The following is a 24062-nucleotide window of genomic DNA, read 5'->3' as shown; positions in this document are numbered from 1 at the left end:
AGCGAGCCTGGCTCAGGCCGCGACGAGCTCCCGGCATCGGCGCAGGGTGGCCTGGGCCAGCGGCGCGTCCCGGCCCGCGAGCCCGGCCTCCAGCTCGGCCACCGCTCCTGCGGCCCGACCCGGATCACCGGCTGCGGATGCCGCCTCGGCCAGCACCAACACGGCCTCGGCGGCCCATGCCAGGATGCCCTTTCCGCGTACCAGCGACAGCGCCTCCGCCGCGTGCCGGACGGCCTCGTCCGGACGCCCGGCCACTGTGAGCCGGGCCAGCGCCGAGAGCGCCTGCACCAGTGGCCAGATCGCACCGACCCGCCGGGCGTCGGCCACCACCTCCCGCAGCGCCCGTTCGGCCGATTCCACCTGGTCGTGCCTGGCGCCTGCGGTGCCGGCGGTACGGGCCAGCACGGTCGCCAGTTCGACCCGCGCGTCCAGCAGGGTGACCGGCATCCGCTCGGCGTTGGCGACCAGCCGGCCGAGCCGCTCGGCGAGCCCGTCCAGTCGGCCGGCGGCCCGGTCCAGCGACAGTTCGGTCGCCTCCACCAGGGACGTCAGCCGCTCGTACCCGGTCTCGTCGACCAGGGCCCGACCGGCCGCCAGCAACGCTTCGGCCTGCTCCGGGTGACCGGCGTGCAGCGCGCCCTGCGCCCAGTTCAGGCAGGCTCGCGCGTGTTCGCGGGGCCGGTCGGCCAGTTCGGCGGACGCGCGCAGCTCGGAGATGATCGCCCAGGCCGCGGGGTCGCCCAGCTCCAGCAGCAGCGAGGCTCGGGCGATGCGGACCGCGAGGTGCGCCGCCGGATCCCCGCTGGCCGCGGCGGCGGTCTCCGCCTCCGCGCAGCGGGCGAGGTGGTCGTCGACGTGCCGGCCGACGACGGTGTCTGGGGCCGCCAGCACCGCGAGCGCCGGGGCCTTGCGGCGCGGCGCGCGCAGGTACGGCACGGCACGCTCGATCTCGGTGTACCCGCGCAGCGCCTCGCCCTGCTGGCGCAGCATCCGCCCGAGCACCAGACCCAGCTCACCTCGGGCGCCCGGCGGCAACCGTCGGTCGGCGAGCAGCCGTTCCAGCACCGGGATCGCCTCGGCCTGGCTGAGTCCGTCGATGGCCGACCGGCCCAACTTGGCGGCGAGCCGAACCCGTACCGGCCGGGGCAGCTCGGCGATGTCCATCGTCTGGAGCAGGAAACTGGCGGCGGTCGCGTCGTCGCCGCGCTCGGTGGCCAGGTCGGCGGCCGCCTCGGCGTTACGGACGAAGTCGGCCCCGCTGCCGGCCCGACGGTAGTGGTGCGCCAGTTGGGCCACCGGCCTCGGCAGCTCCTGCTCCAACACCCGTGCCACCCGCAGGTGCAGCCACTCCCGGCTCTCCCGGGGCACCAGGTCGTACACCACCTGTCGGGCCAGGTCGTGCCGGAACCGCAGGCCGTCCCCGGCGTCGTGCAGCAGGCCCGCCCGGTGCGCGGCGGTCAACGCCGCGCCGATCGCCACCCGGTCCAGGCTGAGCACCGAGGCGAGGATGCGCTGATCGGGTGTCATCCCCAGTACGGCCGCCGCGCCGAGCACCTCCCGGATGGCCTCATCGAGCGGGCGCAGCCGCCAGAGCAGCACGTCACGCAGGACGAACGGGACACTGTCGTCGGCCAACGGGTCGCCGCCCCGCTCGGCGAGCGTCCGCAGCACCTCCTCGACCACGAACGGGATGCCGGCGGTGCGGTCGAGCAGGGTGGCGGTCAGCTGCTGCGGCGGATCATCGAGGCGCAGGGTGCGGGCCGCCAGCCGGCGTACGTCGTCGGCGTCCAGCGGGCTGAGCGCAACGCGCGTGACGCTCCACGGGGGAGTCCGCGCCAGGGCGTCGTGGATCGGCGTACTGCTCCCCGGCGTCGCCGTACGCGCGGTCAGCACCACGGCCAGCCCTTCCACCGGGTGGGTGCTCAGGTAGGCGAGGAGTTCGCAGGTCGCCGGGTCCGCCCAGTGCAGATCCTCCAGCAGCAGCGTGGCCGGACTCAGCGCGGCGAGCACCGCCGCGACGGCGCGGAGCAGGCGATGTCGCTCGGCCGCCGGGTCGGTCAACGGGGGCGGCGCGTCCGGCAGTACGTCGGCCAGTTCGGGCAGCAGTGGCGCGAGGGCGCCCGCCACCGGGTTGAGCGGACCGAGTCGGTCGGCTCCGCCCCGGATCGCGTCCAGCAGCACGCCGAGTGGGAAGGGCTCGGGCACGTCGTCGCACTCGCCGATGAGGTGCTGCCCGGGGAGTTCGGCGAGCAGTTCGGCGACGAGTCGGCTCTTGCCGATCCCGGGCTCACCCTCCAGCAGGATCAGGCAGGGCGGGGTTGCGACGAGCTGGCGTAACTGGGCCAGCTCCGTCGCCCGGCCGACGAACTCGACGGGCCCGCGCAGACGTTCGGGGCGGACGGGAGTTGGGCTCCCGCCGCCCCGTGTCTTGTCCTCGCCGCCGTCGATCACCGTGGGCCGAGCAGATCACCTCTGCCCGGCGCGACGGCGGGCCGGCGGACCGGCGGTGACCTGGGTCACATGCCGGCCTGCCGGCCCGTCGCCACGGTCAGGACTGGACGGTGACCGGCACGGTCTTCAGCGAGCCGTCACCGTTGCGGAACTCCAGCACCCCGAGGTAGCGCTGGCCGGGGGCGAGACCGAACCAGCGCACCGTCAGGTTCGCCGTCGCGCCCGGCCGCACGCTGCGCTGCTTCGGGTCGATGGTGAACCGGCCGGTGGAGGTACCCGCCGCGCCCGGCAGGTAGCTGGTCACTGTGTACGCGTTCGCGCCGTCCTTGATGTTCTCGGTGAACTCCTGCTCGACGACCACGATGTAGTCACCGGCACCCTCCGGCAGAGTCACCTTGGCGCCGTCCCGGCCGCTGGCCGTGGCGGTGACGAACTTGCCGAACTTGTCATAGACGTTGAGGCTGAACTCGGTGCACTCCATCACCCCCTCTTCGTCGTCCCAGTCGATGTGGGAGCAGGTGGGCCGCTCCGACGTCACCTGGACGAGCGGGCTGCGGGTCCCGGCCGGCACGTGCAGGGTGGTCCTGCTGATCGACGCCGGCAGTGGCACCGGCAGGTTGTTCGACGTGCTCCAGTCCCAGCTCGGCCCGTCGCCCTTGAGGGTGACCACGTTGCTGGTGCCCGAGGTGAGGCCGGAGAGCTGGGAGATCAGCTGACCCTGGTAGCCGACCTCGGCGGCGATCCGCACGCTGCCGAAGGTGCCCTTGCCGGTGATGGTGTCGGGGGCGACCAACCCGGAGTTGCGCACGACCAGCGGGCTGCGTACCGCGTGCTTGTGCTGGTCGCGCCAGGTCAACGAGCCGTCGGCCCAGGTGTCGAACGCACCACCGGTGTTGGTGATCTCAACGGTGAAGCGGGCGCTCCTGCCCGGACGGATCTGCAGCTTCTTCGGGGTGACTTTGACCTGGTAGCCCGGCGGGGCCTGCACCGACGAGGAGTAGGTGCTGGTCTTGTCGCTGACGTTGGTGACCGTGCGGGTCACGCTCTGCTTGCCCACCATCCGGCCCAGCGAGATGGACGGGTAGTTGAGCTGTGCCGTCTCGATCGCGCCGATCGTGGCGCAGCCGTCCAGGTCGCCGAGCCCGTAGTCGCCGCCACGGTCGGCGGAAACCCCGCACAGGTACTGGATCCAGTCCTGCTGGTTGGAGTCGTAGACCAGGCCCGGGTCGAAGGCGCTGCCCGGCTCGACCTGGCCGGCGCCGTAGTTCAGCGGAGTCGCGTCGTACGTGCCGATCTTGATCGGGTTGCCCTTGTCGGTCTTGTCCACCGCGCTGGTCATCAGCGCCGAGCGGACCGCCGCCGGCGACCAGCCGGGGTGCTTGGCCAGCAGCAGGGCGGCGATACCGGCGATGTGCGGCGCCGCCATTGAGGTGCCCGACTCCAGTGCGAAGTCGTTGCCGCCGATGGACGGGGAGAACGCGGCGACGATGTCCTGGCCGGGCGCGCTGATGTCCGGCTTGAGCAGCTCACCGGCGTTCAGGTTCGACGGGCCCGCCGAGGAGAACGCGGCGACCGTCGGCGCCTCGACCGTCTCCAGCTTGCTCGGCGAGATGGTCGCCGTGGCGTTGCCAGTGGCGACGTACGCGGTGACCGTGGCCAGGTCGACCTCGTTGATGTGCACGGTCGGCACAGCCTGCACGTCGGCGTTCAGGGAGTTCAGCTCGTCGTTGTACAGCACCATGCCGACGCCGCCGGCCCGCGCCACCTCGATGCTCTTGTCGGTACGCGGGATCTCGCCCCGCAGGCACAGCACGATAGCGCCCTTGACCTTGGCCGGATTCAACGTGTCGTCGGCGCAGAGGCCGGCGCCATACGCGCCGTCCGGGTCGATCGCGCTGTCCTTCGCGAAGACCAGTCGGGCCGGCCCGACACCGGTCTCGCCCATGCCCACGCCGGCGATGGTGGTGCCGTTGCCGAGGCTGAGCTTCCGGGTGTTCTGCCGGTCGGTAGTGCTCGCGGCCACAGTGGTCAGCCAGGGCGTCGAGTTGTCGACGGTGTTGGCGAACGGGCCGGAGTTGCCGGCGGCGGCGGCGACGAACACCCCGGCGGCGGCAGCGTTGAAGAACGTCGCGTCGACCGCCCCGAACCGCTCGGTGTCGTCACCGATCGAGTAGTTGATCACGTCGACGCCGTCCGCGACCGCGTCGTCGATGGCGTGCACGATGTCGATGTCGGTACCGGTCGCGCCGCCCGCACCGTTGTCGTACAGCGCCTTGTAGATCGCCAACCGCGCGGCCGGCGCCATGCCGGAGATCATGCCCAGATCCTGGGTGCCCGACGTGGCCCGCACGCCGTGGATGCCGGCCGCGGTGCTGGCCGTGTGGGTGCCGTGGCCGTTGCGGTCGCGCGGCGAGGAGTAGTCGTCCGGGAACGCGTCGGCGATCCCGCTGTCGTTGTACCAGCGCGCCCCGATCACCTTGTTGTTGCAGGTGACCGGCGCCTCGACGCCGACGTCGCAGGTGCCCTTCCACTTGGCGTCGATGATGGCCTGGTCGGGGCGCGGACTGGGCAGCGGCGCGAAGCTCGCGCTCTCCGGCCAGTAACCGCTGTCGATGACCCCGATGATCACGCCCTCACCCGCGTGGGAGTCTCCGCCGAACTCCTTGTCCCACACCCCGCCCTTGCCGGTCAGGCCCAGGTAGTCGGGGGTGTGTGAGGTGGCGGCGTGCACCTTCTGGCTCTCGTACACCGCTCGGACACCCTTGGTGGCGCGCAGCCGGGCGGCCTGCGGCCCGGTCAGGTCGGCGGCGAAGCCGTTGAACGCGGTCTCCATGGTCACGCGGGTGCGGTCGGCTGACACGCCGACGTGGTCCAGCACCGACTTGCGCTGCTGGCGCAGGTGATCCCGGTACGCGTTGGCGTTCCCGGACGTGCGGTTCAGCTTGGCCCCGTCGGCCGGCTTGGTCGCCGCGATCCCGGGAACGCCGCCGGTGTAGGTGGCCAGCGGCTCCTCGGCGAGCTGGACGAGGTAGCGGGCGGTTGGCCCACTACCGGCCGGCGCGGCGGTGGCGCTGGCGGGCAGGCTGGTCAGGCCGGCCGCGGTCAGCGCCACGGCGGCCAGCATGCTGACCCCGTACCTGGCCCGTCCGGTCCGATGTGTGTTCGGTTGTGGCACGTCGTTGCCTCCACGTTCGGTGCCGGCCGCCACGACTGATGACGGTGGCCGAAACCTAGGATCGGTACGGATCATCGAGAAGCACCCGTAACCCGGCTGTCATCTTGGAAACAAGCTCGTAACACAACGGGTACTTTGCGCGTCATTTAGGAGCGCCGACTTGGGGGATCCATGCCATTTGGTCGGTTGCCCGTGCCATCGGTCGAGTCGGCCTTCGTGGTCATCGACGCCCAGGGCTCCGGCTGCCTGTCCTATGCGGTCGGAGAGGCGGGCCACCGCTGGCTCGTCAAGACCGCTACCACCGTCGAGGGCCGAGCATCCCTCGACCGGGCCTGCGCGGTGCACGCGGCAGTCCGCCATCCGGCCATCGTCCGTCCGACCTGGACGATCCACAGCGCGGCTGGTCCAACCCTCGTCTACCCCTGGTACGACGGCACCGTCTTGAACCACGCCACTGTGCACGGCGCGGACCGCGGCGCGCTGACCAGATTCCAGCGCCTGCCGGTCCCGCAGGTCGAGGTGGCGCTCGACGCGATCCTCGACGCCCACCTGGCTGTCCGCGCCGCCGGCCTGGTCGCGGTCGACCTCTACGACGGCTGCTTCCTGTACGACTTTGCCGCCAGCCGGATGCGGCTGATCGATCTCGACGAGTACCGACGCAGTCCGTTCGTGCTTGCGACAGATCGGCTGCCAGGTTCACGCCGCTACATGGCCCCGGAGGAGTTCGCCCGCGGTGCCGTCATCGACGAGCGGGCCACCGTGCAATCTCGGCCGCACCCTGCACCACCTACTCGACTCGCCAGCGAGCCGGCGGGGTCCTCCGGACGACCGGCGGAACTCACCACAGGCTTGGCGGCGAAACGGCGACCAGCGCCGGGTCCTGGAACGAGCGACGAGGCAGCCGCCGGCCGCCCGGTACCCCAACGTGCCAGCACTGGTCCGCGCCTGGCGGCTGGCGACACCCTGAACCGGGCAGTGGCGCGTCCTCGCAGACATGGGCCAGGCAAGCAGTCACGTCGGGGTTTGCGGGCATACGACCGGCGCCTCCCGGCGTCGCCGAGCAGCGCTGCGTGCCGTCGGCGCCTTGCGCGCGGGCTGTGCCGCGGCCGTCGATCTCGCGGACCAGGGTCAGCTTCACGGCGGCGAGGCGTTGCTCGAGGCGGTGCGCGGCGTCGAGCGCGGCGATCAGGTCGTGCTCCGAAAGGGCCCAGGCGGCGGCGTCGACGCAGGCGGCGATCGCGTCGTCTGCCTGCGTCAACTCCTCGACCACGACCCGAGACTAGAACACGTGTACGACATCTTCAGTCGTCATGATCGATTGACTAGGCGCGGTCGACGGTGAGCTGGAATGCCGCGCTGCGGCCGGAGGGGCTGCTGGCGGTGTCGCCCCGAAGCGTGGTCGTGATCCGGGGTGTCAGTCGCGGCGGATGAGGCCCGGGCCGGCGGTGATGTCGATGTCGCCGTCCGCGATTTCGTGGCCGGCGGCGCAGCGGAGCACCGCGCGGATGGGCTCGCCGCAGTCGTGGTGGGTGGCGACGACGGAGGGGCCGGTGTCGGTGGCGGCCCAGGTGTCGCCCCAGTTGCGTAGTGCGGTGATGACGGGCAGGAGTTCGCGGCCCTTGCGGGTGAGTTGGTACTCGTGGCGGGTGCGCTGCCCGGGCTCCCGGTAGGGGATTCGTTCGAGCAGCCCGGCGGCGACCATCTCCTTGAGGCGGGCGGCCATGGCGGGCTCGCCGACGCCTACCCGGCGGACGAAGTCGTCGAAGCGGCGCGTGCCGAGCAGGGCCTCGCGCATGATCAGGACCGTCGACCTGCTGCCCACGATGTCCATCGCCCGGGCCACCGAGCAGTTTTCGCTCGTCCAGGAATCGCGGTCGTCTCGTAGGTCCTCCATGCCGTCCAGCGTACCTGACTTGCGTGAAGGCTAGCCAGGTGCTTCACTGGGTCGAGCTGACTTCAGCATACGCAAGTCAGACCACCAGCCTGAAGGATCTTCAGTGACCACCAGCGCCGCAACACCGACCCCACCCGAGGCAGCAGCACCCGGACCGGCCGCCGCCGGCCGCTCGTCCTTGCGCGGCTCCCGCCCGGTGACCCTGATCGCCATGTGCCTGGGCGCGATGATCACGTTCCTGCAGATCACCGCGACGGTCTCCGCGTTGACCACGATCCAGCAGGACCTGCGGGTCGACCCCACCACTCTGGTCTGGATCCCCAGCGCCTACACCCTGATGGTGGCCAGCGTCGTGCTCTCTGCGGCCACCCTGGGCACCCGTTACGGGCGCAAGCGCATGTTCGCCGCCGGGGTCATCGCGATGATCGTCGGCGCAGCCGTCGTGGCCAGCGCTCCGACGGTCGGCTGGGTGATCGTCGGGCAGTTGGTCGCCGGCCTCGGCGGGGCCCTGATCCTGCCGAACAGCCTGGCGATCCTCGGCGCGACCTTCACCGATCCGCACCGCCGGACCGAGGTCATCACAGCGTGGTCGGCGGCCTCCGGCATCGGCCTCGCGATCGGCCCGCTCATCGCCGGCACCCTGCTGCGGCACCACCAGTGGCACAGCGTCTACCTGTCGACGATCGCGCTGGGTCTGGTCACCCTCGTCGTCGCCACCGTCGGGGTGGCCGAGTCCCGGCCGAGCGCCGCCCGACTCGACGTGCCCGGCCTGCTACTGGGCACCGTCGCCATCGCGGCGGCCGTCTACGCGCTGATCCAGGGTGGCAAGGTCGGCTACACCAACCCGGTGGTGTCGACGGCCTGGGTCGTCGCGGTCGTCGCACTTGTCGCGTTCGTGCTGGTCGAGCTGCGGGCCAGCGCGCCAATGCTCGACGTGCGGCTGTTCCGGTCCGCGTCGTTCAGCGCCGTCATGGTCGTCGGCGCGGTGTCGCTGTTCGGTTTCACCGGCGTGGCGATCCTGCTGGTCCTCTTCCACGAACGTGCCCAGGCGCTCAGCCCGCTGGACACCGGCTGGCGCATGCTGGTGCTCTTCGGCGCGTACGTACTGGTCGCCTTCGGTGCCGGGCGCGCGATTCGTCGTACCGGATTCAAGGCGCCGCTGACCCTCGGCCTGGTCCTCGGTGCGATGGCCAGCTTCGCGCTGGCGAACCAGGGGCCGACCACGTCGTTCGGTCACCGCTGGGCGCTGTTCGCGCTGTTCGGCGCGGCCAGCGGTTTGGTGGTGGCCCCGGCGACGGCCGCCGCGTTGGCCAGCGTCGTGCCCGCCCAGGCCGGGATGGCCTCCGGGGCGGTCAACGCCGCCCGCCAGGTCGGCTCGGTGCTCGGCTCGTCAGTGCTCGGCACGCTCCTCACCACCACGATGGTCGCCGACCTGCCGGGCCGGCTCGCCGCGCACCAGATCGGCGAACCCACCCGTACCGCCGTGCAGGCGGCGGTGGCCTCCGGCGCCAACGGCGGCCAACCGCTGCCCGACCCGGTCCGGGCGGCGATCGCGGAGGCACTGACCTCCGGTGTCCAGGCCGGGTTGCGGGTCAACGGCGTCGTCTTCCTCGTCACCGCCGTGCTGGCGCTCACCCTGATCCGCAACCGGCCGCACCAGCACTAGCTACGAAGCCAGCGCGTCCAGTTCCTCGATGGCGTCGGTCGGCAGTTTCAGGTCGGCCGCCGCCGTGTTCTCCCGCAGGTGCGCCACGCTGGAGGTGCCGGGGATCAGCACGGTGGTGGGGGAGCGCTGGAGCAGCCAGGCGAGGGCGACCTGCTGCGGTGAGGCACCCAGTCGGGCGGCCACGCCGTCGAGCGTGTCGGACTGCAACGGCGTGAACCCGCCGAGCGGGAAGAACGCCGCGAACGCGATGTTCTCCTCCGCGCACCGGTCGACCAGGGCGTCGTCCTGCCGGTTGGCGACGTTGTAGAGGTTCTGCACGGTGACCACCGGTGCAATGGCCTGGGCCTCGGTGAGCTGGTCGAGTGTGACGTTGCTGAGCCCGAGGTGCCGGATCAGACCCTCCTGGCGCAGCTCCGCCAGGGCGGCGAACTGTGCACCGAGCGGCTCGCCGCTGGTGCCCTCCGCGACGCCTACCCGCAGGTTGACCACGTCGAGCACGTCCAGGCCGAGGTGTTCCAGGTTCTCCCGGACCTGGGCCTTGAGGTCGTCCGGCTCCTGAGCCGGGATCCAGGAGCGGTCGGCGCCGCGGCGCGCGCCGACCTTGGTGACCAGGTGCAAACCCTGGGGGTACGGGTGGAGCGCCTCGCGGATCAGTTCGTTGACCACGACGGGCCCGTAGAAGTCGCTGGTGTCGATGTGCCGGACGCCCAGGTCGACGGCCTCGCGGAGTACGGCGAGCGCCTGCTCGCGGTCGCGGGGCGGGCCGAAGACACCCGGGCCGGCCAACTGCATCGCCCCGTAGCCCATTCGGCTCAGGGTGAGGCCGTCGGCGGGGGTGAAGGCGCCGCCGGGAAGGTTCTCGCTCATCTCATCCTCTGCTCGTTGTCGTCGTGACATCTGGGCCGCTTGGAACCGGCCCTTCGACGACTGTCCGCCGACATTCGCCGGGGCGGCAGGGCGAGCTGTTCCTGGTAGTGACACAGCCAGTCACCGGGCCGCCCGGCGATCTACCGTCGGTGGCATGGACGCAACGAACCCGCTCGGCGAATTCCTGCGCGCCCGCCGGGAGCAGACCCGGCCCGAGGACGTCGGGCTCGGCCCGGGCGTTGGCCTGCGCCGGGTGCCGGGGCTGCGGCGTGAGGAGGTGGCGATGCTGGCCGGTATCAGCGCCGACTACTACCTCCGATTGGAGCAGGGGCGCGAGCGGCACCCTTCGGTGCAGGTTCTCGATGCCCTCGCCGGGGTGCTGCGGCTGGACCCGGAGGCGACCGCGTACATGATCGGGTTGAGCCGCGCGCGGTCGCGCCGGGCGGCCCGGCCGGCCGCCGAGCGGGTCCCGGCCAGCATCCTGCACCTGCTGCGGCAGCTCTCCATGCCGGCCTTCGTGCAGAATCGCTACCTCGACATTTTGGCGTCGAACCCGATGGCGAGGACCCTGTCGCCGAATCTCGCCCCGGGCGCCAACCGACTCCGCGCGGTGTTCCTGGACCCGGCCGAGCGGGAGCTGTTCCGCGACTGGCGGCAGGCGATGCAGAGCGTGGTGGGGCAGATGCGTGCCGACTCGGGCGGTGCCACCGACGACCCACGGTTGACGGCACTGGTGGGGGAGTTGTCACTCAAGAGCGACTGCTTTCGGCAACTGTGGGCGCGCCACGAGGTGCGTCGACGGGAGGGCGTGGTCAGCCGGCTGCACTACCCCGAGGTGGGCGACCTGGACCTGTACTGCGACAAGCTCGCGGTGGCGGGCGCCGACGGGCAGCTGCTGGTGATCTACCACGCCGAGCCCGGTACGGAGTCCGCCCGCTCCTTGGCGTTGCTCGGCTCGATCGCCGCCAGCAGTGCCGACGACGTGCCGGACAGCCTCCGACCCGGCGACCCGGCCCGCCTCCATCCGCTGGAGTGACCAGGTCAGGGCCGTTGCGGGGTCGCCTGGGTGGGGATGTGCTCGTAGCGTTTGCGCATGGTCTCGCTGGCGGCCGGGCCGGCGGCGAACACGAAGTCGGCGTCGTCGAGCGGGCGCCCGCTGTTGCGGTCCACGATCACCGGGTCGGCCTCCAGTCCGGTGGTCCGGTCGACGAGGATCATGCTGCGCTCGCTCGGATCGAGGCGTGAGTTACCCCAGGCGGCGAGGGCGACGACGACGGGACGCAGGCTGCGGCCGAGGTCGGTGAGGACGTACTCGTAGCGGTCGGGCCTGGTCTGGTAACGGCGACGTTCGAGCAACCCCTGACCGGTGAGGGTCTTGAGTCGGCTGGTCAGGATGCTGGACGAGACGCCCAGGTTGGCCTGGAACTGGTCGAACCGGGTGTAGCCGTCGAACGCGTCGTGCAGGATCAACAGCGTCCACCACTCGCCCACATGGCCCAGCGCGCTGGACAGCGGGCATTCGCGGTCCTCCAAGCGGATCTTCCCGGCCACAACTGTGCCCTCTCCCGAGTAGGTGCTAGTGTCGAAGTTAGTAGGTGCTATTTCAAAAGTAACTGTACGACGTCCTGGTGGCGTGCGCCTCCTGCTGCCCAGCGACGTCCGGAAGGGGCTCCAGCCGTGACCGTCACCCAGGCCGCACCGGCCATCATCCGCCGCTACTTCGAGCTCGCCGGCCGGCCCGACTCCGAGGACTACTTCGCCCTCTTCGCCGAGGACGCCGTGGTCGAGGACGAGTCGACCGAGCACCGGGGCATCGAGGCCATCCGCGCGTGGCGTCGCGCCGTGCCGCTGGTGTCGTACGAGATCACCGACGTCGAGGACACTCCCGCCGGCACCGTCGTGACCGCGACGATCACGGGCGACTTTCCCGGCAGCCCGTTCGCCGGCCTCCGTTACCGCTTCAGCGACTACGACGACACCGCTATCCGGCAGCTGCGAATCGCGCCCTGACGGCCCGCATCGCCCCCTGACGGCCCGCATCGCCCCCCTGGCGACCGCATAGCCCCCGGCCGACCGCGTCGCGCGCTGGCGGCAGGGCGCGCTTGTCGACATCCACGCCCTGGCCCCGCCTTGGCCTGCGGGTCATCGGCACCGCCGCCGAACGGCACCACGCCGGGCTGCGCGAACTCGGCGTCGAACCGCTCGACCACCGCGACCCGGACATGGCCGCGCGGGTCCGCGAGCTGTCGCCGGGTGGCGTCGACGCCGTCTTCGACCCGGTCGCCGGCCCGGGCGTACGCACCTCGTACGCCCTGCTCGGCTCCGGCGGCAAGCTGGTCGTCTACGGCAACGCCGCCGCCGTGGGCACTGGGCGGTCGGTCGTGTGGGTCTTCGTGAAGCTGCTGACCCGCCTCTACGCCTGGAACGCGCTGCCCAACGCCACCGGGCCGGCTTCTACAACTTCTGGGCCGGCCAGCTCACCCGCCGCGCCGCGTTCCGCCGTCGCCTGCGTACCGACCTCGGCATCGTCCTCGACCTGCTGCGGCAGGGAGTGATCGTGCCGCAGATCGCCGCCCGCTACCCGCTCAGCGGGGTCTCCGCGGCACTGGTGTTCGCCGAGAACCGCAGCCGGGCGGGCAAGGTGGTGCTGGAGCCCTGACCTCCGGCCGGTCCAGGGCGCTGGTGCGGCGGGCCGCCGCGAGGGCGTACGGTGAACATGTCGCCCGGGGGACCCCGGTGGCCGCCAGATGCCGTCGCCACCAGCCCGCCAGGGCGTTACCGCTCATCTTCTGCATCGCCTCGACGTACCGGTCGTGTCGGCTGATCGCGGACCGCGTCCCGACCGACCGGCCGCCGCGTCGCCAACCTCCGGCGATCGGTTGCCCGACGCGCGCACTCGGGTTCACCCTCCGTGCAAATTGTTCCGAACGTTTAATTAGGGGAGTACCAGATGAGGATCGCCAGGGACCGGATCGTCGCCGCACTTCGCGACCGGGGTCAGTTGGCCCGGGCCGCCTGGGTCGAGCGCGAACTGCCCGAGCAGGTGGACCCGGCCAAGCACTCTGGGCTGCTCGCCACCCTGGATCTCAACCCAGCGGATCTCGTCGACGCGCCATCCCAGTGAGGGTGGCGCTGCTCGGGCCGGTCGCCAGCGGCTCGTGATCACGACGCGCCGTTACGGCGCGGAGGCGACTCGGTGGACGCCGGGTGCGCGGCGGGCGAGGTAGCCTCACCGCTCGCACTACGTGCTCCTGCGATTGGGTAGGACAGGGGAGGTGGAGCATGGCCGACATCGGCGAGGTGGTGCGTTGGTTGCAGCTCAACGCACCCCGGGGTGGCCCGGACGAGGTGTCGCAACTGGTCGCCCGTGCGGCGCCCACGATCGATGCCAGCGAGATCGTGATCTATCTGGCCGACTACACGCAGACCCTCCTCGTGCCGCTGCTCGGTGCGGGTCTCGACCGGGACCAGTTGCCGATCGAGACGACGCTCGCCGGCCGGGCCTTCACCACCCTCGACATCCAGCGCGCGCCCGACAACCCGGACCGGGTGTGGGTGCCACTGCTACTCGGGTGTGAGCGGATGGGCGTGCTGGAGATCGTCTCCCCGGCCGCCGCCGACGAGACGATGGACGCTCCGGCCTGGGAGGTGGCGGTCAACGTCGCCCAGATCCTGGTCAACCGCCGGCTCTACGGTGACGTGGTCGAGCGGATGCGGCGGCGGATGCCGATGCAGGTCGCGGCCGAGATCGTTTGGGGCCTGCTTCCGCCGCTGACCTTCGCCACCGACGACCTGGTGGTCACCGCCATCCTCGAACCGTGCTACGACGTCGGCGGCGACATCTTCGACTACGCGTTGAACGACGACGTGCTCAGCGTCGGTCTCTTCGACACCTGCGGTCACGGCATCAAGGCGAGCACCCTGGCCTCGCTGGTGGTCAGCGCGTACCGCAATGCCCGTCGGTGTGGCCTCGACCTGGTCGACACCGCGATCAGCATCGACCGGTGGGTTCGGTCCGAGCACCCGAACTTCTTCGCGACCGGGTTGCTCATCGAGTTGGACCGCCAGACCGGCCGGCTCAGCATGATCAACGCGGGGCATCCAGGTGCGATGTTGCTGCGCGACGGCAAGGCCATCCGAGAGCTCCCCGGGCCGACCGCGTTGCCCCTCGGCCTGGGCCACCTGACTCCCCGTCGACCGCGGGTACACGTCGAGGACCTGCACCCGGGCGACCGAATCCTCGCCTACACCGACGGCATCACCGACGCCCGTAGCGCCGAGGGGGAGCAGTTCGGGCTGGACCGGCTCGTCGACTTCGTCAACCGCGCCCTGAACGACGGGTTGCCCAGCCCGGAGACGATGCGTCGCCTGGTTCGCGCGGTCGTCGGCTACCAGGACGACCAGCTCGACGACGACGCGACGGCCCTCTTCGTGGAGTGGCGGCCTCCGCATCTGCCGCTCGCGCACCTCCGCGACCTCGCCGCGCTCCGACAGTGACCGCGCGCAGCCGCGCCTCGGGCCCCCGAGCGCGCGCAGTGGGATTTTGCACTCACAGTGCACTTGTCTCCGATTGCGAGGCTGTCTAGCGTCACCTCATGGCTGACTCATGGACCTTCGCCGTGGCGCGTGACGACCTCGGGCGGACCACGCTCGTCGATGGCTCCACCCCCGCCCTGGCCGACGGCGAGGCGTTGCTGCGCGTGGACCGCGTCGGCGTCACCGCCAACAACGTGACCTACGCGGTGCTCGGCGACTCGATGCGGTACTGGCAGTTCTTTCCGCCGGCGGCCCAGGGGCTCGGGCCGCAGTGGGGGCTGCCGCCGCTCTGGGGTTTCGCCGAGGTGGTCGCCTCGGCGGCGGCCGGTGTCGAGGTGGGGCAACGAATCTACGGCTACCTCCCGCCCGCCGGTCACCTCGTGGTGCGGCCGGACCGGGTGGACGCGGCCGGGTTCCGCGAGGCGAGCCCGCACCGGGCCGAGCTGCCGTCGCCGTACAACGCGTACCGGTCGACCACCGGCGACCCGGCGTACCAGCGCGACCAGGAGGATCTGCTGATCCTGTTCCGGCCGCTGTTCTTCACCTCGTTCATGCTGGCCGACCAGGTTGTCGACAACGACTTCCACGGTGCCGAGGCGTTGCTGGTGTCGTCGGCGTCGAGCAAGACCGCGTACGCCGCCGCGTTCGAGCTGCACCGGCGCGGGCCGCGCCTGGTCGGTCTCACCTCACCTGGCAACCTGGCGTTCACCCGGTCGCTCGGCTGCTACGACGAGGTCGTGTCGTACGACGACATCGACACCCTCGACGTGGTCCCGACCGTCTACCTCGACCTGTCCGGCGCGCCCACGACCCGTGCCGCCCTGCGTCGGCGTCTCGGCGACCGGCTGGTCCGGGACGTCGCGGTCGGGCTCACCAACCAGACGCCGAACGCCGACGCCGCCGAGGAGGTGTTCTTCGCGCCGGTGCAGATGCGCAAGCGCAGCCACGACTGGGGCCGCGACGGCCTCGACCAGCGGTTCACCGAGGCCTGGCAACGCTTCGCCGCTGTGGTGAGCGGGTGGCTGGACGTTCGGGTGGGTGCCGGGCCGGCGGCGCTGCAACACGCGTGGTTGGACGTTCTCGCCGGTCGTACGCCGCCACGGGTGGGCCACGTCATCCAACTCTGATCGGGCTCAGGCGGCGATGTCTGGGTTGAGCTGGTGACGCAGCGCGGCCAGCGAGCGGGTGATCAGCCGGGAAACGTGCATCTGTGAGACGCCGATCCGGTCGGCGATCTGGGCCTGGGTCAGGTTGCCGTGGAAGCGCAGGCTCAGGATCTGGCGCTCGCGTTCCGGCAGCGTGGCGAGGGCGGGGTCGAGGGCGACGCGGATCTCGACGAGGTCGATCTCATGGTCGTCGTCGCCGAGAGTGTCGCCGAGTTCCCGGTTGCCGTCGGCCCCGATGGGGGTGGACAGTGAGGTGGCCCGGTAGGCGCGGGCGCCCTCCAGTCCTTCCAGCACGGTTTCCTCGGACAGGTCGAGGTGGGAGGCGATGTCGGCCACCGTGGGCAGCCGGCCGAGGGTCTGGGTCAGGACGCTGTTGGCGGCGCTGATCGACAGGCGCAGTTCCTGGAGGCGGCGAGGCACGCGCACCGCCCAGGTGCGATCCCGGAAGTATCGCTTGATCTCGCCGATGATTGTGGGAATGGCGTAGCCGCTGAAGTCGACACCTCGGTCGTGGTCGAAGTTGTCCACGGCCTTGATCAGCCCGACGAAGGCGGTCTGGGCCAGGTCGTCGTCGGGTGCGCCACGTCCGCCGTAGCGGCGCGCCAGGTGCCGAGCGAGCGGCATCCACGCCTCGATGGCGCGGTCCCGTAGTGCTGGACGGCGAGGGTCGTCCACCTGCGTTGCCGCCAGCGCGACCAGGAGGTCATCCGGGCTCTGGCCGCTGCTCTGATGGCCGATGAGGGTGCTGGTTGCTGGTCCGACGACGCTGAACATGGAGGATTCCTCTCGCACGTGCCCGTCGATCGAATCGACCGGAAAGGATCTCCGAACCGGCTGTCGCCGGGGCGCACGAACGGGCGAGAGTGCGCTGTCGCAAGGCCACGATCACGGGCCTCGCCACCGCGTCATGTCGTTCACTTGATGACCCGGACACTACCCGAAAGGCCGACTATTTTCTAGCCGAAAGTATGAGGCTAGAGGTCTAGAGGGGGGCGGGCGGGGATCAGCCGCGCTGGTCCGAGGCGTCGACAGCGGTCGCGGCCGGCTGGGCCGGCTTCACCGCGAACGGGTGGCGCAGTCGCCGCATGGCCTCCTCGCTGCTGTCGAAGGTCACCGCCGGTCCGTCCAGCACGTCACCGTGCGACGTGGCGAGGAACAGGGCGGGTCGACCGTTGTCGTTCGATGTCATGCAGGGATCCTGTCTCTAGGAAAGAGGTGCGTCTGGGGCCTCGGCAACGTCGGCCGTGCGACCTGGTGACGCTTCGGCGCACACGTTGGCGCCCGAATGTTGGTGTCCTGTGCACGGGCGAGCGCCCGGCGACACCGACACCCCGCACCATACCCGGCGCCGCCGCCACATATGCGCCGCCGACGGACCCGCCTCGCTTGTGGCGAACCGGCCGCCCGGGAAATTCTGTAATCCCACCCGCTGCCGCGAGTCTCCGATCTTGAGGGCGGTCAGCACACCCAGCGTGGGGGGCCGCGCGGATGAGCACCCAAGGAGTGAGACCCATGTCGTCAGCCGGTCGAGCACTGCCCGATGTCGGGTTGGTCGTCGCGGCCCGGCAGGGCGATCAGCGCGCTCTCGACGACGTCGTCGCGGCCTCGCTCCCGCTGGTCTACAACATCGTCGGGCGTGCGCTGCGCGGGCACGCCGACGTCGACGACGTGGTCCAGGAGACGTTGGTACGGGTGATCCGGTACCTGCCCGCGCTCAACGACCCGGCGGCATACCGGTCCTGGCTGGTGGCGATCGCGATCCGCCAGGTGCGTGACTGGGAGACGCGCCGCCGCGTCGCGCTCAACCGCGATGCCGGGCTGGACGCGATCCACAACGTGCCCGACCCGGCCTCCGACTTCGCGGGGATGACCATCCTCCGGCTCGGCCTCACCGACCAGCGACGCGAGGTCGCCGAGGCGACCCGCTGGCTCGACCCGGACGACCAGGAACTGCTCTCCCTGTGGTGGCTGGAGGAGACCGGCGAGATCACCCGCAACGAGGTCGCCGACGCGCTCGGGTTGTCACCGGGGCACGTCGCGGTGCGGATCCATCGGATGAAGGAGCAGATCCAGGGCGCCCGTGGCGTCGTACGCGCGCTCCGCGCCCGCCCCGGCTGCCCGGACCTGGGCGCCGTGACCGCCGAGTGGGACGGCACGCCCAGCTCGCTGTGGCGCAAGCGACTGGCTCGACACGTCCGCGACTGCGCGTTCTGTGGACGGCTGGGCACCACCCTCCTGCCGATCGATCGGCTGCTCGCCGGTATGCCGTTGCTGCCGCTGCCGGCGGGTCTCGGCGCCCACCTGCCGAACGCGTCCGCCCCGGCAGCCGCCGCGCAGGCCGTCGCGCCGCCTGGCCCGACGGCCGGACCCACCGCCGGGTCGACCCCACCCGGCGCGGTGCCCACCGATGCGGGCGGCGGCCCGAGCGTCGTCGACCTCGCGGTGAACCGGCCCCGTGGCCTCGTGCCGTCCCTCGTCGCCGGTGTGGCGGCCGCCGTCCTGGCCATCACCATGGCGGTGGTGATCCTGCCGGACGATCCGTCCGCGCCCTCGTGGGCGGCGCCGCCGTCTGCCGCGCCCACCGCTGTCGCCACCCCGAGCGTCGCGCACTCGCCGAGCGCACGCCCCTCGTCGAAAGCTCCGGTCGCGCCGGCGGTCAGCTCCGCCCGCAAGGGCGTCGGGGTGTGGAACTTCGCCGGGGCGAGTCAGGCGTTGGCCAACTCCAAGGCCAGCTGGTACTACACCTGGGGCACCCAGCACCCGGGGATCAGCACGCCGCGCGGTGCGACGTTCGTGCCGATGATCCGCAGCGCGGAGAACGTCACCGCCGCGGAGCTGGCTCGGGCCAAAGCCGCCGGGCCGTACCTGCTCACCTTCAACGAGCCGGACCTGCCCGAGCAGGCGAACATGACCGTCGAGCAGGCGTTGGACCTGTGGCCGCAGCTGATGGCGACGGGCAGCAAACTGGGTAGCCCGGCGGTGGCCTGGGGCGGGCCGGACCCGCAGGGTTGGCTGGACAGGTTCATGACCGGCGCCCAGGCCCGCGGCCACCGGGTGGACTTCATCACGCTGCACTGGTTCGGTGCAGACTTCACGACCGCCACCGCGGTGGCTCAACTCCGGCAGTACCTCCAGGCCGTCCACCAGCGGTACCGCAAGCCGATCTGGCTGACCGAGTTCGCGCTGATCCGCTTCGCCGGGGGCGGCGCGCAGTTTCCCGGTCAGCAGCAGCAGGCGGCCTTCCTCACGGCGGCCACCGCCATGCTCGGCCAACTCCCCTACCTGCAGCGCTACGCCTGGTTCGGGCTACCGGCCACGGACAAGGATCGGTCCGGGTTGTTCAGCGACGGGACCGAGGCGACAGTGGTCGGCCGCGCGTTCCAAGCCGCCCGCTGAGCACTGGCGAACGGATGGACGAGCAGATCATGCTGGAGCGCCGAGGGCTTCGCGTACGGGCCGGGCGGCTGGTCGGCGTCGTCGCGACACTGGTCGCCACGGCGATGGCCGTCGGGCTCAGCCAGGGCTGGGGCCGCACCAACCAGGCACCAGCAGCGTCGTCGGTAGCAGCGTCGTCGGCCGCTGCGGTGCCGACCGCGCCGGTGGTGTTCAACGGCACCGACGACGCCTTCATCCAACTGCTGATCCCGATGAACGAGGGTGCGCTCGCGCTGATCGACCAGCTCGACACCCGCCCGGCGGATCCGTCGCTGCGGGCCCTCCTCGGCGAGGTCCGAAAATCCCATCAGGCGGAGTTGCGGGACCTGCGTGGGCTCCTGGCCGCTGGCAACGTGCCGGAGCTGAACATCCACGAGGGGCATCAGATGCCCGGCATGGTCACCGAGGCCAGCCTCGCCGAGCTACGTGCCGCGTCCGACGCGGAGGTGTCGTACCGGGCGGCTGGCCTGATCCGGGCGCACCTCGCGCAGACCGTGGTGCTGTGCAGGGGCGAGCAGACCGCCGGGGGTAGCCCGGAGCTGAAGGTGCTCGCCGGCCGGATCCAGCAGGCGCGGGCTGCCGAGCTGAACACGCTGGACAACCGGCCCGGCGGGCCCACCGACGCCCCGGGCGGCTGAGTATGCGGCCCAGAGGGCCGGCCGATGTGGCCGGCCGCGTTGGTGGTCAGGCCGGCGTCGGGTGCCTCTCCGCGAACCGGGCGCGGGTCAGGAACGCGAGCTGGGCCCGCTTGTCCGGCATCTCGATCTCGGAGTCGAAGGTGAAGCCCTCGATCTCCAGTCGGCGTAGGGCGAGGTGGTTGCGGACGTCCGGCTCCACCACGATCCGCTGCGCGGTCGGGTCGCGGAACAGGAAGCGGGCGACGGCCGGGCCGGCCGCGTTGGTGAGGCTGCGGGCGAGGCGTCGGTCGGGGCTGAGCAGCAGGTGCATCCCCACGTCGCCGGGCTGGACAGGATAGCGCTCGCCGACCGGGTCCGCCTCGGGCTGATAGCTCTGGAAGAGGCCGACCGGCTCCCCGTCGACCATGATCAGGTACGCGTGGTGCGTGGGCAGACTGTCCACAAAGGCGTAGATCTCACGTACCTCTTCGAGGGTGTGCGAACCCATGCCCCAGAAGGAGTTGCGGGGCAGGGTCACCCAACCGTGCAGGAGTGCGGCGTCCCGGTCCGGGTCCACGGTCACCAACGACAGCTCGCCGAGACCGGCGATCTTCTCCTGGTACGTCATCGGGCGCTGTCCTCTGTTCCATCCGGGGCGCAACTTAGGTTAACCTCCCCTAACCAAGGATGACCTTACCTGGAGGGGTGCGTGAAACGGAACTGGGAGGCCCTGGTCCTCAAGGCCATGGGAGGGCGGGACTTTCGGTTGACCGTCCTGAGCACCGAGTCGATCGACGGGCACTACCAGCGGCTCCTCCTGGACGGGGGCGGCCTGCTGGAGACGTGCGGGGTGCACCCCACGATGTGGATCCGGCTCTGGTTCGACAACGACGGCCGGGCCCACCAGCGCGCGTACACGCTGGTGGACCCCGATCCGACCACCGGCCGATTCACCCTCGAATTCGCCATCCACGACGGGTGTGCGGCCCGCTGGGCCACAACGGCCACTGTCGGCGACACCATCAGCGCGACAGTGCAGGGCAGCGCGTTCGAGCTGCCCGACCCTGCGCCCGAGCACCTCTACCTGGTCGGCGACGCGGCCTCCCTGCCCGCGGTGAACAGCCTGCTCGACGCCGGTGCCGACATCCCGGCGACGGTCTGGCTGGAGTACGCCCACGAGGGCGAGAAGGCGCTCGCGCTGCGGGCCCGCGCGCACCACGACGTCACCTGGGTGCCGCGGCGCGACGAGGGCCAGCACCTCGTCGACACGGTCTGTGCGGCCCTGCCGACCACCGGCGCGGGCCACTACTGGGTGGCCTGCGAGGCGGCCACCACCCGGGGCATCACCCGACACCTCCGCAAGACGCTGGGCGTCGACAAGGACCGGTTGACCTCCCTCGGCTACTGGAAAGCGGCATGAAGGGCCGGCTCGGCACCCTCACCGCGCTGTACGTCACCCAGTACCTCGGCGTCGGCTTCATCACCGTCGGGCTCACCGCCATCCTGCGCGACGGTGGCACCTCGCTGGACACGCTGGCGCTGTTGCAGATCGTCGGCCTGATCTGGCCCGTCAAGTTCCTCTGGGCGCCGATCCTCGACCGGTACGGCTCACGGCACCGCGGCCACTACCGCTCCTGGTTGCTCGTGCTCCAGACCGCTCTGGTGCTCGCCCTGCTGGCGCTGCTGCCGTTCGCCAGCCCGGCCGACGCGCTCGGCCCGATCATCGCGATCTGCGCCGCGTACGTGTTCTTCTCGGCCACCCAGGACATCGCCGTGGACGCCGTCGCGGTCCGGATGCTGGCCGACTCGGCCCGGGGCACCGGCAACGGCATCCAGGTCGCCGCGAGCTACCTCGGCAACCTGCTCGGCGGTGGAGCCTGCGTTCTGGTCTACGACCAGTTCGGCTGGGTGCCGGCGATCGGCCTGCTGGCCGCGATGACGGCGGTCGGCCTGCTGGTGGTGTGGCGGTTCCGGGAGCCTCCCCGTACCGATCGGGTGGAACGGGTCGGCGCGGCATACCGGGCGTTGCTGTCGGTGTTCGGCCAGCCGGGCTGCCGGTGGTGGACCTTCGGCGTGGTGCCGCTGGTCTACGTCGGCGCGGGCATGGCGTACGCCCTGGTCACTCCGGCGCTGGTCGACGCCGGGTGGTCGTTGGGTCGGATCGGCGTCGTCACCGGCGTGGTGACCAGCGCCCCGGCCATCGTGGCGGGTCTGGTCGCGGGGCTCGGGATCGGGCGGTTCGGGCGCGGTGGCGTGCTCGTGGTCGGTGGCGTGGCGCTCACGGTGTCGACGTTGCTGCTGTTGCCGCTGATGAACGGCAGCGCTCCGCTGGGCGGGACGGTCGTCGCGCTCTGCTGCTTCATGGTGGCCTACACCATCGCCAACGTCGTGCTCTACACGGTCAACATGGACTACTCCCGGCCCGACACCGGCGGCACCGACTTCACAGTGCTGTCGTCGTTCGGCCTGGTCTGCTCGTTCGTGGCGGCGTCCATCGGTCTCGCGGCGGCCGACCGGGTCGGCTATCCGGCGGTAGCGGTCGCGGCCATCGTGCTGGTGGCCGCCGGGGTCGTCCTCGGCCTCTCCCACCAGCGGCGATTCCCGCACCGGCCCGGCCCCGTCGTCGACCCGACGGCCGAGCAGCCCACCGTCGACCCGACGGCCGAGCAGCCCACCGTCGACCCGACGGCCGAGCAGCCCGCAGTGGACGGCGTCAAGGCGGTGGCGTGACCACCGTCCAGCCGGCCACCGACACCGCGACATCAGCACGACTGCCACAGCGATGGCTCATCCTGGCCGTGCTGTGCGTCGCGCAACTGGTAGTGGTGTTGGACAACACGGTGCTGACCGTGGCGGTGCCGGTGCTCACCACCGAGTTGGGTGCCAGCACCGCCGAGGTGCAGTGGATGATCAACGCTTATGCGTTGGTGCTGTCCGGGCTGCTGCTCACCGCCGGTAGCGCCGCCGACCGGTACGGCCGCCGCCGGATGCTGCTCGCCGGCCTGGTCCTGTTCGGGGTCGGCTCGCTGGCCGCCGGTCTGGCCAGCACCAGCGGGCAGTTGATCGCCGCGCGGGCTGGGATGGGCGTCGGTGGCGCGCTGCTGGTCACCGCGACGCTCGCGGTGGCGATGCAGGTGTTCGACGCCGCCGAGCGATCCCGGGCGATCGGCATCTGGGCCGCCACCAGCGCGTTGGGCTTCGCCATCGGGCCACCGATCGGCGGCACGATCCTCGCGCATCTGCCCTGGGGCGCGATCTTCCTGATGAACGTGCCGATCGTGCTGGTCTGCCTGCTCGTCGGTCGCGCGCTGGTCCCCGAGTCCCGCGGACCGGCCGGCGGCCGACTCGACGTGCCCGGCGCCGTGCTCTCCACCGCCGGCCTGACCGCTGTCGTCTGGGCGATCATCTCCGGTCCGGAGCGCGGGTGGGCGTCGACCGAGGTGATCGGCGCTGCCAGCGTCGGCGTACTCCTGCTCGGGATCTTCGTGCGGTGGGAGCGACGGATCGCGCACCCGATGCTGGACATGCGCTTCTTCCGGGACCGGCGCTTCGTCGGTGCGATCTCCGGCGTCGTGCTGATCACGTTCGGCGCCACCGGCGCGCTGTTCCTGCTCACCCAGCATCTCCAATTCGTCAGGGGTTATCCCGCCTGGGAGGCCGGTCTGCGGATGGCGCCCTTCGCGCTGTCCATCGTGCTGCTCAACGTCAGCGGCGTCGTCGCGAGTGTGATCCGTCGGCTCGGCCTGGCGGTCGCGATCGCCGTTGGCATGACGCTGCTCGCGGCTGGACTTGCGCTGGTCACCCTCCTCCCGTCCGACGGGTACGAAGTGCTGCTGGTCGGGTTGCTCGTCATGGGTGTCGGTTGCGCGTTGGCCAATCCGGCCATCGTCGAGGCGGTGATGAGCGCGATCCCGGCGGCGAAGGCCGGCGCGGGCGCGGGTGTCGACGGCACCATGACCGAGGTCGGCAGCAGCCTCGGCATCGCGGTGCTGGGTGCCGTGCTGAACGCCCGGTTCGCGGCGCTGCTGCCGGCGGCCCTGGCCGGTGCCGGGTCGTTTCCCGCGGCTCTCGCCGCCGCCGACGGAGGTGCCGAACGGGAGGCCGTGACTGTCGCCTTCGCCTCTGCGCTGGAGACGGGGCAGTTGGTGGGTGCGGCTGCGGTGTTGATCGGTGGCCTGGTGGCCGCCGGCTTGCTACACCGGGCAGATCGCACCAAAACCGCGCAATAAGGTTAGGCTACCCTAATAGTCACATC

Annotated in this window: 21 protein-coding genes; 12 read left to right on the top strand and 9 right to left on the bottom strand. The window is 71.3% G+C overall.

What is annotated here, in order from left to right:
• Window positions 1-12: 12 nt before the first annotated feature.
• From ACIA47_RS07520 to ACIA47_RS07505, 4 genes are all read right to left on the bottom strand, one after another.
• Entirely contained in the window at window positions 13-2451 is a 2439-nt protein-coding gene (locus tag ACIA47_RS07520) for an ATP-binding protein (RefSeq protein WP_396706257.1), read from the bottom strand.
• Window positions 2452-2548: 97 nt separating this feature from the next.
• Window positions 2549-5575: a S8 family serine peptidase gene (locus ACIA47_RS07515; RefSeq protein WP_396706255.1), complete on the bottom strand. Its 3027-nt coding sequence runs from the start codon at window positions 5573-5575 to the stop codon at window positions 2549-2551.
• 889 nt (window positions 5576-6464) lie between these two features.
• Entirely contained in the window at window positions 6465-6896 is a 432-nt protein-coding gene (locus tag ACIA47_RS07510) for a hypothetical protein (RefSeq protein ID WP_396706253.1), read from the bottom strand.
• A 144-nt stretch (window positions 6897-7040) separates the two neighbouring features.
• On the bottom strand, window positions 7041-7520 hold the full coding sequence (locus tag ACIA47_RS07505; RefSeq protein WP_396706251.1) for a winged helix-turn-helix transcriptional regulator: 480 nt from the start codon (window positions 7518-7520) through the stop codon (window positions 7041-7043).
• A 103-nt stretch (window positions 7521-7623) separates the two neighbouring features.
• On the opposite strand from ACIA47_RS07505, the gene ACIA47_RS07500 reads away from it, so the two are divergent.
• Window positions 7624-9186: an MFS transporter gene (locus ACIA47_RS07500; RefSeq protein WP_396706249.1), complete on the top strand. Its 1563-nt coding sequence runs from the start codon at window positions 7624-7626 to the stop codon at window positions 9184-9186.
• Here ACIA47_RS07500 and ACIA47_RS07495 read toward each other — a convergent pair whose 3' ends face one another.
• Window positions 9187-10053, bottom strand: a complete 867-nt coding sequence (locus ACIA47_RS07495; RefSeq protein WP_396706247.1) for an oxidoreductase — start codon at window positions 10051-10053, stop codon at window positions 9187-9189. It lies immediately after the preceding gene.
• Between the two features lie 154 nt (window positions 10054-10207).
• On the opposite strand from ACIA47_RS07495, the gene ACIA47_RS07490 reads away from it, so the two are divergent.
• Window positions 10208-11089, top strand: a complete 882-nt coding sequence (locus tag ACIA47_RS07490) for a helix-turn-helix domain-containing protein (RefSeq protein ID WP_396706245.1) — start codon at window positions 10208-10210, stop codon at window positions 11087-11089.
• Window positions 11090-11094: 5 nt separating this feature from the next.
• Here the strand turns inward: ACIA47_RS07490 and ACIA47_RS07485 are convergent, their stop codons facing one another.
• Window positions 11095-11586 (bottom strand): helix-turn-helix domain-containing protein, encoded by a 492-nt coding sequence (locus tag ACIA47_RS07485; RefSeq protein WP_238671282.1) that lies wholly within the window; start codon window positions 11584-11586, stop codon window positions 11095-11097.
• 144 nt (window positions 11587-11730) lie between these two features.
• Here ACIA47_RS07485 and ACIA47_RS07480 point away from each other — a divergent pair, with 144 nt between their 5' ends.
• The 5 genes from ACIA47_RS07480 (at window position 11731) to ACIA47_RS07460 (ending at window position 15716) form a co-directional block, all read left to right on the top strand.
• The gene (locus ACIA47_RS07480; protein WP_203122769.1) at window positions 11731-12063 is read left to right on the top strand and encodes a nuclear transport factor 2 family protein; all 333 of its coding nucleotides are present in this window, start codon (window positions 11731-11733) and stop codon (window positions 12061-12063) included.
• Between the two features lie 92 nt (window positions 12064-12155).
• Complete coding sequence (locus ACIA47_RS07475; RefSeq protein ID WP_396706242.1) at window positions 12156-12608, top strand: zinc-binding dehydrogenase; 453 nt, start codon at window positions 12156-12158, stop codon at window positions 12606-12608.
• 395 nt (window positions 12609-13003) lie between these two features.
• Entirely contained in the window at window positions 13004-13177 is a 174-nt protein-coding gene (locus ACIA47_RS07470; protein WP_203122767.1) for a hypothetical protein, read from the top strand.
• Window positions 13178-13335: 158 nt separating this feature from the next.
• A complete protein-coding gene (locus ACIA47_RS07465) occupies window positions 13336-14550 on the top strand; it encodes a PP2C family protein-serine/threonine phosphatase (protein ID WP_203122765.1) in 1215 nt (404 codons plus the stop codon).
• Between the two features lie 98 nt (window positions 14551-14648).
• The gene (locus ACIA47_RS07460) at window positions 14649-15716 is read left to right on the top strand and encodes a DUF2855 family protein (RefSeq protein ID WP_396706240.1); all 1068 of its coding nucleotides are present in this window, start codon (window positions 14649-14651) and stop codon (window positions 15714-15716) included.
• Window positions 15717-15722: 6 nt separating this feature from the next.
• Here the strand turns inward: ACIA47_RS07460 and ACIA47_RS07455 are convergent, their stop codons facing one another.
• Together ACIA47_RS07455 and ACIA47_RS07450 are read right to left on the bottom strand one after the other, a co-directional pair.
• Window positions 15723-16529, bottom strand: coding sequence for an RNA polymerase sigma factor SigF (locus ACIA47_RS07455; protein ID WP_396706238.1), 807 nt, complete (start codon window positions 16527-16529; stop codon window positions 15723-15725).
• Between the two features lie 229 nt (window positions 16530-16758).
• Complete coding sequence (locus ACIA47_RS07450; RefSeq protein WP_203122759.1) at window positions 16759-16944, bottom strand: hypothetical protein; 186 nt, start codon at window positions 16942-16944, stop codon at window positions 16759-16761.
• A gap of 323 nt (window positions 16945-17267) precedes the next feature.
• On the opposite strand from ACIA47_RS07450, the gene ACIA47_RS07445 reads away from it, so the two are divergent.
• Together ACIA47_RS07445 and ACIA47_RS07440 are read left to right on the top strand one after the other, a co-directional pair.
• Window positions 17268-19151 carry a sigma-70 family RNA polymerase sigma factor gene (locus ACIA47_RS07445; RefSeq protein ID WP_396706235.1) on the top strand — a complete coding sequence of 628 codons (1884 nt, stop codon included), beginning with the start codon at window positions 17268-17270 and terminating at the stop codon, window positions 19149-19151.
• A gap of 14 nt (window positions 19152-19165) precedes the next feature.
• On the top strand, window positions 19166-19828 hold the full coding sequence (locus ACIA47_RS07440) for a DUF305 domain-containing protein (protein ID WP_396706233.1): 663 nt from the start codon (window positions 19166-19168) through the stop codon (window positions 19826-19828).
• Window positions 19829-19874: 46 nt separating this feature from the next.
• Here the strand turns inward: ACIA47_RS07440 and ACIA47_RS07435 are convergent, their stop codons facing one another.
• Entirely contained in the window at window positions 19875-20435 is a 561-nt protein-coding gene (locus ACIA47_RS07435; RefSeq protein WP_203126282.1) for a GNAT family N-acetyltransferase, read from the bottom strand.
• A gap of 81 nt (window positions 20436-20516) precedes the next feature.
• Here ACIA47_RS07435 and ACIA47_RS07430 point away from each other — a divergent pair, with 81 nt between their 5' ends.
• Genes ACIA47_RS07430 through ACIA47_RS07420 form a run of 3 tightly spaced genes read left to right on the top strand, consistent with a single transcriptional unit; the run spans window position 20517 to window position 24036 of the window.
• On the top strand, window positions 20517-21227 hold the full coding sequence (locus tag ACIA47_RS07430) for a siderophore-interacting protein (RefSeq protein WP_396706231.1): 711 nt from the start codon (window positions 20517-20519) through the stop codon (window positions 21225-21227).
• On the top strand, window positions 21224-22537 hold the full coding sequence (locus ACIA47_RS07425; RefSeq protein ID WP_396706229.1) for an MFS transporter: 1314 nt from the start codon (window positions 21224-21226) through the stop codon (window positions 22535-22537). Before ACIA47_RS07430 ends, ACIA47_RS07425 begins: the two co-directional genes overlap by 4 nt.
• Window positions 22534-24036 carry an MFS transporter gene (locus ACIA47_RS07420; RefSeq protein WP_396706227.1) on the top strand — a complete coding sequence of 501 codons (1503 nt, stop codon included), beginning with the start codon at window positions 22534-22536 and terminating at the stop codon, window positions 24034-24036. Before ACIA47_RS07425 ends, ACIA47_RS07420 begins: the two co-directional genes overlap by 4 nt.
• Window positions 24037-24062 lie beyond the last annotated feature (26 nt).

The organism is Micromonospora sp. NPDC051227 (assembly GCF_044455385.1).
Lineage (GTDB): Bacteria > Actinomycetota > Actinomycetes > Mycobacteriales > Micromonosporaceae > Micromonospora.
This window is presented reverse-complemented; position numbering and strand designations above follow the sequence as displayed.

Coding starts and splice junctions, on each gene's coding strand:
- ACIA47_RS07460 (WP_396706240.1), top strand. CDS start 14,649: ATGGCTGACTCATGGACCTTCGCCGTGGCGCGTGACGACCTCGGGCGG.
- ACIA47_RS07515 (WP_396706255.1), bottom strand. CDS start 5,575: ATGCTGGCCGCCGTGGCGCTGACCGCGGCCGGCCTGACCAGCCTGCCC.
- ACIA47_RS07435 (WP_203126282.1), bottom strand. CDS start 20,435: ATGACGTACCAGGAGAAGATCGCCGGTCTCGGCGAGCTGTCGTTGGTG.
- ACIA47_RS07470 (WP_203122767.1), top strand. CDS start 13,004: ATGAGGATCGCCAGGGACCGGATCGTCGCCGCACTTCGCGACCGGGGT.
- ACIA47_RS07425 (WP_396706229.1), top strand. CDS start 21,224: ATGAAGGGCCGGCTCGGCACCCTCACCGCGCTGTACGTCACCCAGTAC.
- ACIA47_RS07465 (WP_203122765.1), top strand. CDS start 13,336: ATGGCCGACATCGGCGAGGTGGTGCGTTGGTTGCAGCTCAACGCACCC.
- ACIA47_RS07495 (WP_396706247.1), bottom strand. CDS start 10,053: ATGAGCGAGAACCTTCCCGGCGGCGCCTTCACCCCCGCCGACGGCCTC.
- ACIA47_RS07450 (WP_203122759.1), bottom strand. CDS start 16,944: ATGACATCGAACGACAACGGTCGACCCGCCCTGTTCCTCGCCACGTCG.
- ACIA47_RS07445 (WP_396706235.1), top strand. CDS start 17,268: ATGTCGTCAGCCGGTCGAGCACTGCCCGATGTCGGGTTGGTCGTCGCG.
- ACIA47_RS07490 (WP_396706245.1), top strand. CDS start 10,208: ATGGACGCAACGAACCCGCTCGGCGAATTCCTGCGCGCCCGCCGGGAG.
- ACIA47_RS07455 (WP_396706238.1), bottom strand. CDS start 16,529: ATGTTCAGCGTCGTCGGACCAGCAACCAGCACCCTCATCGGCCATCAG.
- ACIA47_RS07440 (WP_396706233.1), top strand. CDS start 19,166: ATGGACGAGCAGATCATGCTGGAGCGCCGAGGGCTTCGCGTACGGGCC.
- ACIA47_RS07505 (WP_396706251.1), bottom strand. CDS start 7,520: ATGGAGGACCTACGAGACGACCGCGATTCCTGGACGAGCGAAAACTGC.